The organism is Xanthobacter oligotrophicus (genome assembly GCF_008364685.1).
GTDB lineage: Bacteria > Pseudomonadota > Alphaproteobacteria > Rhizobiales > Xanthobacteraceae > Xanthobacter > Xanthobacter oligotrophicus.
This window is the reverse complement of the sequence record NZ_VTTL01000013.1, coordinates 95,213-111,326: the sequence shown is the minus strand read 5'-3', so window position 1 is coordinate 111,326 and position 16,114 is coordinate 95,213. Positions and strand designations below refer to the sequence as shown.

Below are 16,114 nucleotides of genomic sequence, written 5' to 3'. Positions count from 1 at the left end.
CGTCTGTCCATTTCGTCCCATTTTCACCTCCGCGGGCCGGTTCCGGCGCCAGCTACACGCTCCTGCGTGGGCCTGGCGCAGCGCGCCCCGCCACCATCGCCTTCGGGTGACGCCATGACATCGGGAGAGTCGATCACCGGCGGTGCCCCTCGCACCGTCCGAGACATCGTCTGCGGTTTCTGCGGCCTCGGCTGCGATGACCTGGAGGTGACGGTCGCCGGCCGCGCCATCACGCCGCGCACCGCATGCCCCGAGGCCGCGCGCCTTCTCGCCCGCAGCGACGCGCCGCCGCCGTCGCCGCGCGTCAATGGCGTTCCGGCGAGCTTCGAGGAAGCCGCCGCCGCCGCCGCGGGGCATCTCAAAGTCGCCCGTTCCGCCGCCTTCAGCGGCCTGGGCGCGGACTTGGAAGGCCTGCGCCGCCTGTTCGACCTCGCCATGGCCTCGGGCGCCAGCCTCGACCATGCGGCGTCCGGCGGCCTGTTCGCCAATCTGGAGCGCCTCGCCCGCAAGGGCTGGATCGCCGCCACCCTCGCCGAGGTGCGCAACCGCTGCGACGTGATGGTGGTGTTCGGCGAAGACCCTGCCTCCGCCTTCAGCCGCTTCTTCTCCCGCGCCGTTCCGGTGCGCGGGGAGGGGGCGGACGGGGATGCCGCCCCGCTCTTCGTCACCGCGCCCGGCCGGCGGCAGATCGCCGTCGTCGGCGGGCCGCTGTCGGAGGCATCGCGCCGGGTGCTCGCCGCCCATGAGGTGACGGAAATTGCCGTTGCTGAACAGGATGTTGCCACTGCCGCATCCGTGCTGACGGCACTGGTCGCCGGGCGTGTGGTGGACGGGCTCAGCGGCCTGCCGGAGACGACGGTGGCGGCCCTCGCGGCGCTGGCGGAACAGCTCAAGGCGGCGCGCTATGCCGTCTTCACCTGGAACGCCGCCAGCCTGCCGGCAGAGGATGCGCCGGTGGTTGCCGGCGCGGCGTCGGAGGCGGTGGATATCCTCTCCGTCACCACCCGCGCGGCGGTGTTTCCCTTGGGCGGTCGGGACAATGTGACCGGGGCGCACCAGCTCGCCCTGTGGCGCTTCGGCTATCCCCTGCGCACGGCGGTGGGGGCGGGCACGTCGCGCCATGTGCCCGAGCTTTATTCAACGGCGGCAGCGCTTTACGATGCCGACCTGCTGCTCCACACCAGCGCCTTCCGTCCCGATGCGCCGCCCGACTTCGACCGGGGTCCGGTGATCGCCATCGCCCATCCCGACACGGTGTTCGCGCGGGAGCCGGAGGTGTTCATTCCGGTGGGGACGCCGGGGGTGGACTATGGCGGCCATGTCTTCCGCATGGACTCGGTGGTTTGCCTGCCGCTTCAGGCCCTTAGGCCTGCCGAACTGCCCAGCGTCGCCGAGGCGGCGGCGGCTATTCTTGTGTCGTTCGGGAGGGGTGCATGAGGACGCGCATCACCGGTGGGCGCGTGTTCGACCCCGCCAACACTATCATCGACCAGGTCCGCGATATCCTCCTGGAAGACGGCCGCGTCATCGCCGACGCGCCGCCGGTCAATGGCGAGCAAGTGGTTGATGCCTCAGGCACAATCGTGCTCGCGGGCGGCATCGACCTGCACAGCCATATCGCCGGCGGCAAGGTCAGTCTCGGCCGCCTGCTGATGAACGAGGACCGGGCGCTGTTCCCCGAGCCGTTCGGCGATTTCTGCGGCTGTGGCGGCGGGCGGGCGGCGCCCACCACCCATGCAACCGGTTGCCGCTACTCGCAAATGGGCTACACCGCCGTGTTCGAGCCGGCGGTGGTGGGGGCCAATGCCCGCCACGCGCACCTGGAGATGGCGGACATCCCCAACATCGACACCGGCGGCTTCCTGGTGTTGGGGAACGATGATTTCCTGTTGCGCCTCATCGCCCAGGGCGAGGGCCAGCAGGCCATCAACGACTATGTGGCCTGGATGCTCAAGGCCACCCAGTGCTGCGCCATCAAGATCGTGAACCCCGGCGGTATCAACGCCTTCAAGTTCAACGGGCGCGCCCTCGATCTTGACGAGACGGGGCCGTTTTACGGCCTCACCCCGCGGCGAGTTCTGAACACACTTCAGCGCGCCGTATCGGAACTGGGGGTGCCGCACCCCATCCACCTCCACGGCTGCAACCTGGGGGTGCCCGGCAACGTCAAGACGACGCTCGCCACCATCGGCGCGACCGAGGGCTTCCCCCTCCATCTCACCCACATCCAGTTCCACTCCTACGGCACCGAGGGCGACCGGCACTTCTCCTCCGGCTCGGCCGAGATCGCGGAGGCGGTGAACGCCAATCCGCACATCTCGGTGGACGTGGGCCAGATCATGTTCGGCCAGACGGTGACCGCCTCGGCCGACCTCATGTCCCAGTATCGCAACCACAACATCGCCGATCCCAAGAAGTGGATCGGCATGGACATCGAGATGGACGCGGCCTGCGGGGTGGTGCCGTTCAATTACCGCGACACCTCCTTCGTGAACGCGCTGCAATGGGCCATCGGGCTGGAACTGTTCCTGCTCATCGAGGACCCGTGGCGGGTGTACCTGACCACCGATCATCCCAACGGCGGTCCGTTCACCTCCTACCCGCACCTCATCCGCCTGCTGATGGACAAGCCGTTCCGCGACGACCATCTCTCGCGCATCCACAAGGCGGCGCGCGCCCATACCAGGCTCGCCGAGATTTCCCGCGAATACACGCTGGAGGAGATCGCGGTGGTGACCCGCGCCGCGCCGGCCCGCACCCTCGGCCTTCGGGATCGCGGCCATCTCGGCCGCGGCGCCCGGGCGGACGTGGTGCTCTATGAGGAGCAGGCCGACCGCGAGGCCATGTTTGCAGCCCCGCGCCTGGTCATGAAGGACGGCGAGGTGGTGGTGGTGAACGGCGAGGTGGTGGCCCTCACGCAGGGACGTACCTATGCGGTGCACCCGCCCTCCGACCCGCTCATGGACAAGCGGCTGGAGCGCTGGTTCGACGAGGCGGTGGGCCTGAAGGCGAGCCACTACAAGATCGCCGACGGCGAGATCCGCGACGGCCAGGGTCCCGAAATCGTGGAGCTGATGCCGTGACCGAAGCTCCCATGATCATCAACGGCGTCGAGATCCGCGACAGCTTCGCCGAGGCGTTTCCCATGGCGGGAACGCGCCTCATCATCACCGCCGACACGGAGCGCTGGGCCCACACCGCCGCCGCCAGCCTCACTGGCTTCGCCACCTCGGTCATCGGCTGCGGCTGCGAGGCCGCCATCGAGCGGCAGCTCAACCCCGACGAGACCCCGGACGGGCGGCCGGGCTATGCCGTGCTCATCTTCGCCATGTCCTTGAAGGACCTGAAGAAGGTGGTGCCGCTCCGGGCCGGGCAATGCGTGCTCACCTCGCCCACCTCCGCCTGCTATTCGGGGCTGGAGGGCGGGGCCGCTATCGCGCTGGGGCGGGCGCTGCGCTATTTCGGCGACGGCTACCAGATCGCCAAGTCCATCGAGGGGCGCCGCTTCTGGCGCATCCCGGTGATGGAAGGCGAGTTCGTCTGCGACGAGGTGGTGGGCTCCACCACTGCGGCCGTGGGCGGCGGCAACTTCCTCATCCTCGCCCGCTCGCGGCCTGCGGCTCTTACCGCTGCCGAGGCGGCGGTTGAGGCCATGGGCAAGGTGCGCGGCGCCATCATGCCGTTTCCCGGCGGTGTGGTTCGCTCCGGCTCCAAGGTGGGCGCCAAATATGCCGGCATGATCGCCTCCACCAACGACGCCTATTGCCCGACCCTGCGGGGCGTCTCCCAGAGCGCGCTGCCGCCGGAGGTGGAGAGCGTGCTGGAGATCGTCATCGACGGGCTGAGCGAGCAGGACGTGGCCGCCAGCATGCAGGCCGGCATCACGGCCGTCTGCGGTCTTGGCGCCGCGGCCGGCGTGGTGGCGGTGGATGCCGGCAATTATGGCGGCAATCTCGGCCCCTTCCATTTCAAGCTGCGCCAGTTGATGGCTCCTGTCGCAGGGGAGACGACCGTATGAGCGCCTATCGCCTGACCCTGCGCGCGCCGCTCACCGCCCGCGCGGACCTTTCCGGTATCAACCCGGCGACGCTGGCCGGCCTCTCCGCCCAGGCGGTGGGCTGGCTCACGGTGCCCTATGGCAACGGCGCCGTTCAGCTCGGCGACCTGTTCGAGGTGTCCGAGGTGGAGGGTGGTGCCCTGATCATCGGCGGCGATCCCCGCCTCGATTTCGTGGGCGCGCAGATGGCCGAGGGCGCCATCGAGGTGGACGGCCCGGTGGGTGTCCTCGCCGGATCGGGCATGATCGGCGGCCGCCTCCTCATTCGCGGCGATGCCGGGGACGGCCTTGCGGCGGGCCTTGAGGGCGGGCGCATCGAGGTAACCGGCTCGGCCGGCGCCGGGGTGGGCGGGGCCCTCACCGGCGACCGGCAGGGCATGAAGGACGGTATCGTGGCCGTGGCCGGTTCCGTGGGGCCAAGCCTTGGCGCGCGTATGCGCGGCGGGCTCATCCTGGTGGGCGGCGATGCCGGCCCCCGCGCGGCGGACGGTCTCATCGCCGGCACGCTTGCGGTGGCGGGACGCCTCGCTGCCGGCGCCGGACGCGGCATGAAGCGGGGCACGATCCTCGTCGCCACCGCGCCAGACGCGCCGGCTCCGGGCTTTGTCTCCACCGGCCCGCATGATCTGGTGATGCTGGCGCTGCTCGCCCGCCGCGTGCCGGACCTTGCCGGCCTGTTTGGCGGTCGTCTCACCGGCCGGGCCGAGCGCCTGGTGGGCAACCGCATTGCCGGCGGCACGGGCGAGATTCTCGTCCTTCAGTGATGGACCAAGAGGGTGGGCCGGGCTGGCCCGCCCTTCGTAGAAATCAAGATCAACGAGAGGAACGCCTGATGATTCGCGCCGTGTTTGTTTCCGCCCTGCTCCTGGCCGCCGCCACCGGCTCCGCGCTCGCGGACCCGGACGTGGCCAAGGGCGAGACCGCCTTCAAGAAGTGCATGGCCTGCCACGCCATCGGCCCCGACGCCAAGGTGAAGGTGGGGCCGCCCCTGAACGGCATCGTCGGCGCCAAGTGGGCGCACTTCGAGGGCTATGCCTATTCCGCCGACATCAAGGACGGCGCCGCCGCCGGCAAGGTGTGGGACGAGGCGACGCTGGACAATTACATCACCAACCCCAAGGTGCTCGCCCCCAAGGGCAAGATGGCCTTTGCCGGCATCAAGAACGAGGACGAGCGCAAGGATCTCATCGCCTTCCTCGCCCAGTTCAACGCCGACGGCAGCAAGAAGTAGGCGCGCGCGGGGTCGCGTGATCCCGCACCACCGTCATGCCCCGGCTTGACCGGGGCATCCATCTCTCCGTCTGGGCGGGATGATTGACCGGGCGGGCCGACGCGATCGAAGCTCACGTCGATAAACTGCGCCGGCTAAAAAGCTGATAGCCGGGCCACGGCCACGGCCGGCGCGCAGTCCGCCGCGGCAGCCGCGAGTGCGGGATCGCCAGCCAGCACATCTCCCGCATCCAGGTAGGGCCGCCCAGTGCGCGCCGCCAGCCGTTCGGCCAGAAACCGCCCGACACCCGCTCCCACCAGCGGCGCATCCACCGCCACGCCCCCGGTTGAAAGCACCTGCGCGAGCGCCCCATGCAGCCGGTGCAACTGCACCTCCGCGGCGAAGGCGGCCAGCGCTTGTGCCTCGGCGAGGGAGCAGGGTCCGAGGTCGCGCCCCACCATGCGCAACAGCCGGCGGGCACTGGCTTCGCGAGTCTTTTCGCCGCCGTCCGCTGCCGGGTGCAGGTCGGCGCCTTCGGGCAGGTCGCCGGTGAGGCGATGGACGTCGGCGGTGGTGGCGAAATGCTCCGCCATCAGCGGCACCTGCCGACCCCGGAAGGGCAGGGCGGCGGCCAGCGCCATCACCGGCGTGCGCGCCGCGCCGCTGTAGACCAGCTCGCCGGCCTCCATCCGCTCAGCATCGCTATAGCCGGCAAAATGAATTTGTGCGCCGGCAAACTTGATGATGTCTGTGGTCGTCGAGCCAATATCCACCAGAACGCCGTCACCGCATATGCGGGCCAGTGCCGCGGCGGTGGCGTGCCAGTTGGCAGAGGCCACGTCCACCGCATGATCCGGCGCATCGGCGGCCGGGACGAAGCCGGCGCGGCCGGCATAGATGAGCGTGTCCGCCCCCAGCCGTTCCGCCAGCGCCTTAGAAAGGCCGGCGACACCGGTGGCGCGATCCGGCCACAGGTCGGTCAGCTCGCCGGTCATGGTCACCACCGAGCGGCCGGTGGCGGGCGAGAGCGCGGCCATGGCGGCATCGAGCTTGTCGAGGCCCTGCCACAGCGGGCAGGCGGCCATCTCCACGGACAGAAGGGTGCCGTCCGGCGCCAGCACGGCGCGCTTCAAATGGGCGCCGCCCACGTCCCAGCCGAGGATGAGATCGCTCGGAGTGCTCATGCCAGCGCCAGCTCCACCGGGGTGCGGTTGCTCGTGCGGGGCGTTGCGCCGGCGTCCGCGAAGGGCGGCAGCAGCGTCGCCGGATTGAGGCCGAGGGCCGCGCCGAGGCCGGCATAGGCCGTGGTGAGGCGCGGGTTGACCTCCACCACCACCGGCCCGGCGTCGGTCAACAGGATGTCGATGCCGAAGATGCCTTCCAGGCCCGGCATGGCGCGCACGACCTCCCCCGCCAGCGCGGCAAGGCGCCCATCCCCGTCGCCGAGCGCCCCCACGGTGAGCCCGGCGAGGAAGACGCGGCCGTCCTCCACGGCGATGTGCTGGCGGTTCACGGTGAGGAGCCGCAGCCCTTCAGGTCCGGCGAGCACCGTGAGGCTCGCCGCTTCCCCCGCCACGAACGGCTGGATCACCAGTCCATCGCGGCGGGCCGGCGTTGCCGGCACCTCCTCCGGCCAGAACAGGGTGTCCTCGCAGCCGGCGCCATCGTCCGGCTTGGTTATGCGCGGGCCGGGCAGGTCCGGCGCCTGCGCCAACGGGAAAGTGGAGATGTGCGGCACGCCGGCGGCGGCGAGGCGGCGTGCAGTCTCCAGCTTGCTGGTGGCGACAGCAATGGCCTCGGGATCGCAGGCGAGGACGCGGACACAATGCTCGCGCAGCATCTCCACCAGCCGGGCCAGCACGCCGTCGGTCTCCGGCGCCACCGGCCACACCACGTCGGCTTGTTGGGCGAGGGTGCGCCAGATGGCCCAGGCATCCGCCCCCGCCGTCACCGCAACGGCGCCGGGCACGGGCAGACGGTCGTCGGCGGCCAGCAGGATCTCGTTCACCTGCGGCAGGGCGGCAAGGTCGCGCCGCATGGCATCGCGGATGAGGGCGGCTTCCCGCGCCAGGCTCTCCGGCAGCGCCGCGTCGCGCAGGCCGCCGCCGGTGACGAACTCGCAGACGAAGACGCGCATGCGCGGTTTTCCTTAAATGCCGAAGGTCCCGGTCGCGAGCCTACGCCGCCACCGGCTCGGCGACGAGGTGGGCGGCCAGCGGCTCGGCCATGTTACGGCCGGTGGCGTCATGAAGGCCGCGCCAGGCCGGCATGGAATTCACCTCCAGCACCGTGAGGCGCCCTTCCGCATCGGCGATGAGGTCCACCCCGGCATAGGACGCCCCCACCGCCGCCGCCGCGCGCACGGCGAGGTCGGCCAGCGCGCCCTCGGCGGCCACTTCCACACCGGTGGCGCCCTGGTGGATATTGGTGATCCAGGACGTGCCACGCCGCGCCATGGCGGCCTCGGCCCGTCCGCCCACCACGAACACGCGGAAATCCTCGTGGGTCGCGGACGGCCCGGTGCCGGACGGCGCGGAAACGAAATCCTGCAGGTAATAGACCCCGCCCACCTCCTCGGCCTCGGGCAGCCGGGCCTTGGGCGCAAGGCGCATGAGGCCGCGGCCCTGGGCGCCGAACATGGGCTTGAGCACGCTGTCGCCGGGGGCGGCATCGATGATCATCTGCGCCGCCGCGCGATCTTCCAGCACCAGGGTGCGCGGGGTGGGCAGGCCGGCGCGGGCCAGCAGGAAGGTGGTGGCGCTCTTGTCCACGCAGCGCTCGATGGCGCGGGCGTCGTTCATCACCCGCACCCCCATCTCGCGCAGGGCGTGGAGCACGCCGAGCCGGGCGGTGACCTGCTCCAGCGTGCCGGCGGGCACCGAGCGCACGAAGCAGGCGTCCGGCAGATCGTCGGCGAAGCCCGGCAGCAGCAGGCCGTGGGCGGTCTCCCCTACGGCGAAGCCGCAGGTCTTCAGCGAGATCACCCGCGCGGTGTGTCCGCGGGCCTTGATGGCGGCCATGAGAGAACGGGTGTGCCAATCCACCCGCTCGGCGAAGAGGACGAGGCCCGCCACCTCAGCCCCCGAACGACCGGGCGATGAGGATGGGATCGAAGCCGCCGGCGGTGAAGCTCTCCCCGTGGTCGATGGCGGTCACCGTCACCCGCGCGGGGGAGAACAGCAGCGGATCCACCTTGTAGAAGTCGCAGTCATAGCCGGCGAAAATCTCGCCGAACGGCCGGCCATAGTCGCGGGAGGCGAGCGAGGGCAGCCGCGTGGCGAGGTCTTTCGCCGCCTCCGCCGGTCCGTGCACGAAGAGGTGCACGTCGCCGCCATAGAGCACCGCATCGTTGGTGCGGCCCATGGCGGTGAGGAAATCCGGGGAGGGCGGGCAGATGGGCGCGGAGCCGATGCCATCGGCGATGTGCTCCAGCGGGAAATGCAGGGCGTGCGCCTTGTGCAGCGCCACTTCCAGCACCCGCGCCACGATCTGCACCGTGCCGGCGAGCGAGCTGGTGGGGGTGAGGATCAAGGTGATGTCGGACGGCGCCACGGCGCAGCGCGCGGCGATCTCGTCCACCACCTCGACCGGGGGCACTACAGAAGTTTCCAGCACCAGGGTAACCTTCTCGCCCCGATCGCGGTAGCCCAGCTCCCCATACAGGGTCTCCACCGCCGCGATGGCGCGGCCGGGTCCGGAGCCGAGGGCGAAGAAGTCTCCGGCGGCAAGGCTCCAGCCGGCATACTGGCTGCCGAGGCAGGCCAGCACCGGGTCGGTGGTGGAGACGCTCGCCAGCGTGTCCCAGGGCGAGAAGCGGCCGGCGGGCACCAGCGCCACCCGGCCGAGGCCGCCGAGGCAGATCTCGGCAATGCGGCGGCCGGCTTCCAGCCCGCCAGCGGCGGTGATGCCGGCATCCACGATGAGGGCATCGCGGGGGCCGCGCGACACCTTGAGGCGCAAAGCGTCGGCATCGCGGATGAGGGCGTCCACCAGCGGCGCCACGCAGGTGGCGAGGCTGATCTGCGGAGCGGCTTCCACGGCGGTGGTGAGGGGCAGGGGTGACGTCATGGCCGGGTCTCCCGGAGCGGGCGAACGCGGGCAAGCCCCGCGCGGCGGGCGCGGGGCCGGGCGGGGGAGGACATACGGATCTGCATGGTGGCCTTCCTACGCGTCGAGCTCGCGGGCGAGCTTGAAGATGGCGGGAAGATCGAAGAACAGCGGGGTGTCGGTAACGCACATCTGTTTCAGCAGGGTGTGCTGCACGGCGTATTTGAGATTGCCGATGGCCAGCGCGCCGATGCCGATGCCGTGGGGCAGCACCGCCGCCGCATCATGGGCGCCGATGCCGGCGATGCCGGCAGGCGGCACGGCGTTCACGTCGGCCGCCACAAGCAGCCGGGTCGCGGCCTGAAGGTGCGCGGCGGTGAGGATTTCCACGCCCGCCTTGCCGGCGGCGAGCACCACTTCCGCCTCGGGGACCAGCTTCGCCTTCTCGTCGTCGGTCACGGCGGCGGTGGTGGCCAGCTCCACGCCGAAGCGGGCTTTCAGGTCCTTCGCCTTCTCGTCCACCGCGGCGACCTCGCGATGGCTGACGAGGGTGACGTTCGCCCCCGCCTGCGCCGCGATGACGGCGGCGATGGAGCCCACCACGCCGGTGGCGCCATAGACCTGCACGGCGACACCTTCCAGGCCCTTGGGCCGGGTCTTCAGCAGCGCCTGTTCCACCTTTGCGATCATGGCGGCGGCGGTGGTGAAGGAGCCGGCGGGATCGGGAAAGATGGAAATCTCGAAGGGCGGGAAGATGGAGGCCTTCGCCTCCGCCGCCATGTCGAGGGCAAGGGCGGCATCCTTGCCGCCGATGAACAGGCCTGTGCGCGGCGCCGACTGGGGCGCGCGGGAGAACATCATGTCCTGCGTCAGGTCCCGCACCTCGCTCAGGGCGACGCGGGAATAGGGGGCGATGGTGGTGTAGCCAGCATCCACCGCCATGTTCACGTCAAACGGGCTGACGTGGCTGAGGGGCGTGATGATGTGGAGAATGGGGGCGGATTCCGCCATGGCGCAGCTCCGTGTCGAGGGAAACATTAGCGGGTGGCTTTGCCCCGGATCGCTCCGGAACTCGGCGGTTGTTTCCCCGCACGCAGTCGAATGGGTGAGACTCTTGAACCAACGCCGCGCGCCGCGCAAGGGCGTTTGAAGCTATCCTTGGCGTGTCTTTGCCGCAGGATACCTTTTCCTTGCACTGCGAAAAAACGGACAGTCGATAACAGTAGGAAAACACCGCGGAATGCTGCGGTGCACGGGTGGGACGGGGGCGTCCGGGATCTTTCCCGACGTTATGGTCGCCACAGGGCCGGGCATGACGATGGTAAAGCGCCCGCTGGGGCCGTAAGGGCCATCCCGCCGCCTCTTCAAACCCGCCCTCAGAAGGTCGCCTTCATCCCGGCATAGGCGGACAAAGGCTGGCCGGGGGTCTGCATCTGGGCGTTGTTGAGGCCGAGATAGCCGGTGTCGAAGAAGGTGCCGTAGGAGGCGTACTTCTGGTTGAAGAGATTGTTGATCAGGCCGAACACCTGGATGTTGGGCGTCACCTGGTAGCTGGTGCGCACATTGGCCACCCAATAGCCCGGCAGCATCGGGTTGATGTTGGATTCATCGCCCGCATAATACTGGCTCGACACGGCGATGACATCGCCGCCCACCTTCCACTTGTCCGTCACCATGTAGTCGAGGCCGAACTTCAGGGTCTGGGCCGGGATGGCGGGAATATGATCGCCCGGGGTCACGAAGATCTCGCCGTCTGTGGCCAGCGGATTGTTGGGCGAGGCGAGCGTCCCCGTGAACTGGAAGGTGGCATCGATATAGGCGTAGTTGGCGTAGAGCTTCCACGGGCCGTTGACGTATTGCAGCCCGGCCTCGAAGCCCTGCCGGCGGGTGGCGGGCACGTTGGTATAATAGCCGTAGCCGGTCTGCTCGCTGGCGAGGGCGATGATGTCGTTGTCGCTGTCCACCCGGTAGAGGCCAAGCTTCCAGCTCATGTTGCCGCCGAACAGCTTGCTGGCGCCGCGCAGGCCGGCCTCGTAGGTGTGCGACACCACCTGCTCCAGCGGCGGATCGGCCACCAGCGAATTCTCCAGCAGGCACGGCCGGTTGGGGTCGGCGCAGTTCAGCTCCAGCGGGGTCGGGGCGCGGTTGGATTCCGAATAGCCGCCGTAGGCGGTGACATCGGACGTGATCTTGTAGGTGAGGCCGATGATGGGATTGATGCGCGCGAAGGTGTAGTCGCCATTGAGCTGCGGGCTGGTGCCGCTGGCGTCCTGCATGGTGATCTTCGCGATGTTGAGGCGCGCGCCCATGGTCAGGGTGGCGCGGTCGGTCATGTCGAAGGCGTTGGTGGCGTAGAGGCCGTAATAGGTGGTGGTGGCGTCCAGGTTCACCGGCAGGTAGAACACCTGGTATTCGTCCGGCAGCGAATAATTCGGCTTGTTTTGCAGGTAGATGCCGGTGCCGGCCACGCCCAGGGTGTTGATGTCGGTGATGCCCAGCTCGGTGGTCGATTTGAAATTGACCGTGCTGTAGTCGACGCTGCCGCCGACCACGAAATAATTGTCGTGGCCGATCAGCTTGTCGGTGCTCACCGCCTGCACAGAGCCGCCATAGGTGGTGGTGTCGGTCCAGGTGCGGTTGATCACGCCATAGAGCTGGTTTGAGCCCAGCTCGTTGAACGGGATGGTGTTGCCGCCCTGGTCGTAGAGCACCATCTGGCTGCGGAAGGCGGCATACTGCGGATTGGAGAGGGGGTTGCCGCCGCCGGCGGGACCGGTGAACTGGTCCTCCTCCAGGCACATCTTGGTGTTGCCGACGCCGGGGTTCCACTTGTTGCTGCAGTTCTCGAGGTCGGCGTCGTTGCCGTCCACGTGGGCCTGCTTGAAGCGGCGGACGTAGAGATTGCTCTGCAGCTGCCAGGTGTCGCTGAGGTCGTAGCGGCCGTTGAGGGCCAGCATGCCCATGTCGTTCTGGGTGGTCTGCGGCCACGTGTAGACCGAGTTGTAGTCGGCGGCGAGCATCTCCACCGGGGTGGGGCCCACCACGCCCAGGGAATTGCTGGCGCCGCTGGCGATGAGGTGCAATTCGCCCTTGTCGCCCTTCCAGCCGAGGTCGCCGTAGAACCGCGCCAGCTCGGAGGGGGACTGCTTGCGCCAGCCGTCGTTGCGCACCCCGTCGGCGGCGATGTAGAGACCGACGCCGTCCTTCTCGCCGCCATACTGGATCGAGCCGCCGATCTGGCCGAACGAGCCGCCCTGCACCGAGCCCTCGAAGCCGTGATAGGTGAAGCCGTTCTTCATCTGGATGGAGACGGCGCCGCCGAGCGCGTTGAGGCCGAACGCCGGATTGTTGGAGAACACCTCGGCGCGGTCGATGGCGACCTCGGGAATGAGGTCCCAGTTCACCGTGTCGCCGAACGCCTCGTTGACGCGGATGCCGTTCTGGTAGACCGCGATGCCCTGCGGCGTGCCCTGCAGCGGCGAGGCCGAGAAGCCGCGGAAGCGGAAATCCTGGAAGAAGGCGTTGCCCTGGACGTCGGTGGAGGTGGCGCTGGGCGTGTACTGGACCAAGGCGTCGATGGTGGAGAAGGACTGCAGCCGGTTGAACTCCTCCGCCGAGATGGTCGTGACCGCGCCGGGCACCCGGTCCGCATCGATGCCGGTTCCGCTGAGCGGCGTGGTGGCGACCACCTCCACCGTGGGCAGCTCGATCGCGCCGCCGGCTGCCGGGGCCGGCTGGGTCGATGCCGACTGGGCCAGCGCCGTGCCCGACACGACCAGCATCGCCGGCAGGGTGGCTCCCGAAAGGCCGAGCGCCACGGCAATGGCCCGCCAGGAAGTTTCCGCCCTCATCGCCCCGTCCCCTGCTTTTCTATCCGGACGCAGAACCTGCGCTCCGGTGAGTGTGCAGCAGTATCACCGCCATCTCTTGATTGTGGCAGGATAGTGATTTCAGGTGTTCAGTCAATCTCCTCAAATCTTTAGAGATCTTTGAGAACACCGCGGGTGCAAAGATGGGCCGCCTGTGCGGTCATGGGCCAAGTGCAGATGCGAACACGGTAGATGATCTCTCATTTTTCTCTCAGAATTGGTGGCGCGTCGGGTTGTCGTGGACAGCAAACTGGAACTTCTCCAGACTGCGCTCCAATCAAGCCTGCGGTTTCGTGCACCCCGTGGGAAACAAGGGAGGACAGGGGATGCTGACCCGCCGCCGCATGCTCGCGCTCACCACGGGCGTGCTGTCGGGTGCCGCCGCGCTCCCGATGCCGCCCGCCGCCGCCGGCCCGTCTGCCAGCGGTCCTCCCGTGCTGCGCCTCGGCCTGCTGCAGTTCGGCACCGGGGCGTGGGAGATCGCCGCCATGACGGCGCTGGGGCTGGATGCCGCCCACGGCGTCAGCCTCGCCCCGCAGCGCTTCGCCACCAATGATGCCGGCCGCATCGCCTTCCAGGCCGGCGCGGTGGATGCCATCCTCTCCGACCTGCTGTGGGCCGCGCGGGTGAAGGCGGAGGGGCGCGACCTCGTCTATCTGCCCTTCTCCTCCGCCGAGGGCGCGGTGATGGTGCGCTCCGATTCGCCCCTCAGGACCGTGGCGGACTTGGCCGGCAAGCGGCTGGGGGTGGCGGGTGGCGCCCTCGACAAGAGCTGGCTGATGCTGAAGGCCCATGCGCAGGCGCAGGCGGGCCTCGACCTCCAGAGCGCGGCCCGCCCCGTGTTCGCCGCCCCACCCCTGCTGGCGGCAGAGCTGGAGCAGGGCAATCTCGACGCCGCGCTGCTCTACTGGACCTTCTGCGCACGGCTGGCGCCCAAGGGCTTCCGCCCGCTCATCAGCGTGGAGGAGCTGGTGCGCGGCTTCGGCGTGCCGCGCGAGCCGACCCTGGTGGGCTATGTGTTCGACGGCGCCTTCGCCCGCGCCAATCCCGCCGTCGTGGCCGCCTTCGCCCGCGCCTCCCGCGCCACCAAGGCGGCACTCGCAGGCGATGATCCGGCCCGGACCGAGGCCGCCTGGGCCGCCGCGCGGCGGGAGATGCAGGCGCCGGATGAAGCCACCTTCGCCGCCCTCAAGGCCGGCTTCATCGCCGGCGTACCGCGGTTGTCGCTGGCGGAGGACGAAGCGGCGGCGGCGCAGCTTTATGCGGTGCTGGCAAAGCTGGGCGGCGAGCGCCTGGTGGGGCCGGCAGCCGCCCTGCCGCCCGGCCTCTTCTTCGCGCCGGAGCGCGGGGCGCCATGAGATGCGTTTGATGAGATGCGGTTCATGAGGTTCCCTTGGTCCGGCGCCCTGGTGCGGGTCGGCTCCCTCCTCGCTCTGCTGGTGCTGTGGCAGGGGGCGGCAAGCCTTGCCCACAGCCGCGCATTGCCCACGCCCGAGGCGGTGCTGGCCTTCCTGTCGAAGGAGGCAGCGGCGGGTGACCTGTTTTCCAACCTCGCGGTGACGCTGGCGCGGGTGGCGGTGTCCTTCGTGCTGGCCATGGCGGTGGGGGCGGTGATCGGGGTTGCGTTCGGTCGCATGCGGCGCCTGGACCGGGCGCTCGACACCTGGCTGGTGGTGCTGCTGAACACGCCGGCCCTCGTCATCACCGTGCTCTGCTACATCTGGCTCGGCCTCACCGAGACGGCGGCGGTGCTGGCGGTGGCGCTCAACAAGATCCCCACCGTCGCCGTGCTGCTGCGGGAGGGCGCGCGGGCCCTGTCGCCGGAGCTGGACGAGATGGCCGGTGCCTTCCGCCTGTCCTTCCTCGACCGCATGCGCCATGTGGTGCTGCCGCAGCTTGAGCCGCACCTTGCGGGCGCGGCGCGCTCCGGGCTCGCCCTGGTGTGGAAGATTGTGCTGGTGGTGGAATTACTGGGGCGGCCGAACGGGGTGGGCTATGCCATCTCCGTCTATTTCCAGCTGTTCGATGTGGCCGCCGTGCTCGGCTATTCGCTGGCCTTCATGGCCGTGATGCTGACAATCGAATACGGCGTGCTGCAACCGTTTGAAGCCCATGCCCGGCGCTGGCGCCTTGAGGCCCGCTGAAATGAGGTGCGACAGGTGAGCGCCGCCACCAGCCTCCTTGAAGCCCGCATCACGGGGAAGACCTACCGGCGGCCCGATGGCGTCGCTATGGAGGCGGTGCGCGAGCTCTCCCTTTCCCTCGCGCGCGGGGAATTCGTGTGCCTCATCGGCCCGTCGGGCTGCGGCAAGACCACGACGCTGCGCATTCTCACCGGCCTCGACCGGGACTTTGAGGGCACGCTGGCGCCCGATCCGGCGCAGCTTTCCATCGGCATCGCCTTCCAGGAGCCCCGGCTCCTGCCGTGGCGGACGGTGGAGGAGAACATCCGCATCGTCCTGCCGCCGGCGCGGCGTGGCATGGACCTGTCCGGCCTGCTGGAGAGCTTCGGCCTGACGGTGCACCGCGCCCGCTATCCCGGCGAGCTGTCGCTGGGGCTGGCGCGGCGGGTGTCGCTGGCACGGGCGCTGGCGGTGGAGCCGGATCTCCTGGTGCTGGACGAGCCCTTCGTCTCCCTCGACGCGCAGGCGGCGGTGGAGTTGCGGCGCTGCGTGACGCTGGCCGCCGAACGCGAACAGAAGGGCGCGGCCGGCCGAATGGGCGTATTGATGGTGACGCACAATGTGCGCGAGGCGCTGCAGCTCGCCGACCGTCTGGTGCTGCTGGCACCGCGCCCTACTTATATCCTTGAGGAGGTGCGCCTTGACGTGCCGCGCGCGGCACGATCGCCGGACTGGATCGAAGCCGAGCGTGCAGCCCTCGCCGCCCGCTTCCCGGTTCTGAGCGAGGTGTAAGCCCCACAAATCCCTC

Annotated in this window: 14 protein-coding genes; 8 read left to right on the top strand and 6 right to left on the bottom strand. The window is 69.4% G+C overall.

Annotated features, from left to right (window positions below):
* Positions 1-114 precede the first annotated feature (114 nt).
* The 5 genes from FZ033_RS20775 (at position 115) to FZ033_RS20755 (ending at position 5,288) form a co-directional block, all read left to right on the top strand.
* Complete coding sequence (locus tag FZ033_RS20775; protein ID WP_149577968.1) at positions 115-1,437, top strand: molybdopterin-binding domain-containing protein; 1,323 nt, start codon at positions 115-117, stop codon at positions 1,435-1,437.
* The gene (locus tag FZ033_RS20770) at positions 1,434-3,083 is read left to right on the top strand and encodes a formylmethanofuran dehydrogenase subunit A (protein WP_149577967.1); all 1,650 of its coding nucleotides are present in this window, start codon (positions 1,434-1,436) and stop codon (positions 3,081-3,083) included. Before FZ033_RS20775 ends, FZ033_RS20770 begins: the two co-directional genes overlap by 4 nt.
* An 11-nt stretch (positions 3,084-3,094) precedes the next feature.
* Positions 3,095-4,018, top strand: a complete 924-nt coding sequence (fhcD, locus tag FZ033_RS20765; protein WP_149578068.1) for a formylmethanofuran--tetrahydromethanopterin N-formyltransferase — start codon at positions 3,095-3,097, stop codon at positions 4,016-4,018.
* A complete protein-coding gene (locus FZ033_RS20760; protein WP_149577966.1) occupies positions 4,015-4,821 on the top strand; it encodes a formylmethanofuran dehydrogenase subunit C in 807 nt (268 codons plus the stop codon). Before fhcD ends, FZ033_RS20760 begins: the two co-directional genes overlap by 4 nt.
* Before the next feature lie 68 nt (positions 4,822-4,889).
* Positions 4,890-5,288 carry a c-type cytochrome gene (locus FZ033_RS20755; protein ID WP_138400707.1) on the top strand — a complete coding sequence of 133 codons (399 nt, stop codon included), beginning with the start codon at positions 4,890-4,892 and terminating at the stop codon, positions 5,286-5,288.
* 134 nt (positions 5,289-5,422) lie between these two features.
* Here the strand turns inward: FZ033_RS20755 and FZ033_RS20750 are convergent, their stop codons facing one another.
* From FZ033_RS20750 to FZ033_RS20725, 6 genes are all read right to left on the bottom strand, one after another.
* Positions 5,423-6,451 carry a hydantoinase/oxoprolinase family protein gene (locus FZ033_RS20750; RefSeq protein ID WP_149577965.1) on the bottom strand — a complete coding sequence of 343 codons (1,029 nt, stop codon included), beginning with the start codon at positions 6,449-6,451 and terminating at the stop codon, positions 5,423-5,425.
* On the bottom strand, positions 6,448-7,404 hold the full coding sequence (locus FZ033_RS20745; protein ID WP_149577964.1) for an ATP-grasp domain-containing protein: 957 nt from the start codon (positions 7,402-7,404) through the stop codon (positions 6,448-6,450). Before FZ033_RS20745 ends, FZ033_RS20750 begins: the two co-directional genes overlap by 4 nt.
* Before the next feature lie 40 nt (positions 7,405-7,444).
* Positions 7,445-8,341, bottom strand: a complete 897-nt coding sequence (locus FZ033_RS20740) for a RimK family alpha-L-glutamate ligase (protein ID WP_149577963.1) — start codon at positions 8,339-8,341, stop codon at positions 7,445-7,447.
* 1 nt (position 8,342) lies between these two features.
* Positions 8,343-9,335: a methenyltetrahydromethanopterin cyclohydrolase gene (gene mch / locus FZ033_RS20735; RefSeq protein WP_149577962.1), complete on the bottom strand. Its 993-nt coding sequence runs from the start codon at positions 9,333-9,335 to the stop codon at positions 8,343-8,345.
* Between the two features lie 96 nt (positions 9,336-9,431).
* The gene (locus tag FZ033_RS20730) at positions 9,432-10,325 is read right to left on the bottom strand and encodes a methylene-tetrahydromethanopterin dehydrogenase N-terminal domain-containing protein (RefSeq protein WP_149577961.1); all 894 of its coding nucleotides are present in this window, start codon (positions 10,323-10,325) and stop codon (positions 9,432-9,434) included.
* Positions 10,326-10,690: 365 nt separating this feature from the next.
* The gene (locus tag FZ033_RS20725; RefSeq protein ID WP_149577960.1) at positions 10,691-13,165 is read right to left on the bottom strand and encodes a TonB-dependent receptor; all 2,475 of its coding nucleotides are present in this window, start codon (positions 13,163-13,165) and stop codon (positions 10,691-10,693) included.
* Between the two features lie 344 nt (positions 13,166-13,509).
* On the opposite strand from FZ033_RS20725, the gene FZ033_RS20720 reads away from it, so the two are divergent.
* From FZ033_RS20720 to FZ033_RS20710, 3 genes are read left to right on the top strand one after another with little or no spacing between them, the layout of a single operon-like run.
* Positions 13,510-14,541 carry an ABC transporter substrate-binding protein gene (locus tag FZ033_RS20720; protein ID WP_149577959.1) on the top strand — a complete coding sequence of 344 codons (1,032 nt, stop codon included), beginning with the start codon at positions 13,510-13,512 and terminating at the stop codon, positions 14,539-14,541.
* 24 nt (positions 14,542-14,565) lie between these two features.
* Positions 14,566-15,327 carry an ABC transporter permease gene (locus tag FZ033_RS20715; protein WP_149577958.1) on the top strand — a complete coding sequence of 254 codons (762 nt, stop codon included), beginning with the start codon at positions 14,566-14,568 and terminating at the stop codon, positions 15,325-15,327.
* 15 nt (positions 15,328-15,342) lie between these two features.
* Entirely contained in the window at positions 15,343-16,098 is a 756-nt protein-coding gene (locus FZ033_RS20710) for an ABC transporter ATP-binding protein (protein ID WP_149577957.1), read from the top strand.
* Positions 16,099-16,114: the final 16 nt, after the last annotated feature.

What these genes read in the sequence shown, in the direction of transcription:
- mch (WP_149577962.1), bottom strand. Translation starts at nt 9,335, where the DNA reads ATGACGTCACCCCTGCCCCTCACCACCGCCGTGGAAGCCGCTCCGCAG.
- FZ033_RS20775 (WP_149577968.1), top strand. Translation starts at nt 115, where the DNA reads ATGACATCGGGAGAGTCGATCACCGGCGGTGCCCCTCGCACCGTCCGA.
- FZ033_RS20760 (WP_149577966.1), top strand. Translation starts at nt 4,015, where the DNA reads ATGAGCGCCTATCGCCTGACCCTGCGCGCGCCGCTCACCGCCCGCGCG.
- FZ033_RS20770 (WP_149577967.1), top strand. Translation starts at nt 1,434, where the DNA reads ATGAGGACGCGCATCACCGGTGGGCGCGTGTTCGACCCCGCCAACACT.
- fhcD (WP_149578068.1), top strand. Translation starts at nt 3,095, where the DNA reads ATGATCATCAACGGCGTCGAGATCCGCGACAGCTTCGCCGAGGCGTTT.
- FZ033_RS20720 (WP_149577959.1), top strand. Translation starts at nt 13,510, where the DNA reads ATGCTGACCCGCCGCCGCATGCTCGCGCTCACCACGGGCGTGCTGTCG.
- FZ033_RS20730 (WP_149577961.1), bottom strand. Translation starts at nt 10,325, where the DNA reads ATGGCGGAATCCGCCCCCATTCTCCACATCATCACGCCCCTCAGCCAC.
- FZ033_RS20715 (WP_149577958.1), top strand. Translation starts at nt 14,566, where the DNA reads ATGAGGTTCCCTTGGTCCGGCGCCCTGGTGCGGGTCGGCTCCCTCCTC.
- FZ033_RS20745 (WP_149577964.1), bottom strand. Translation starts at nt 7,404, where the DNA reads ATGCGCGTCTTCGTCTGCGAGTTCGTCACCGGCGGCGGCCTGCGCGAC.
- FZ033_RS20755 (WP_138400707.1), top strand. Translation starts at nt 4,890, where the DNA reads ATGATTCGCGCCGTGTTTGTTTCCGCCCTGCTCCTGGCCGCCGCCACC.
- FZ033_RS20725 (WP_149577960.1), bottom strand. Translation starts at nt 13,165, where the DNA reads ATGAGGGCGGAAACTTCCTGGCGGGCCATTGCCGTGGCGCTCGGCCTT.
- FZ033_RS20750 (WP_149577965.1), bottom strand. Translation starts at nt 6,451, where the DNA reads ATGAGCACTCCGAGCGATCTCATCCTCGGCTGGGACGTGGGCGGCGCC.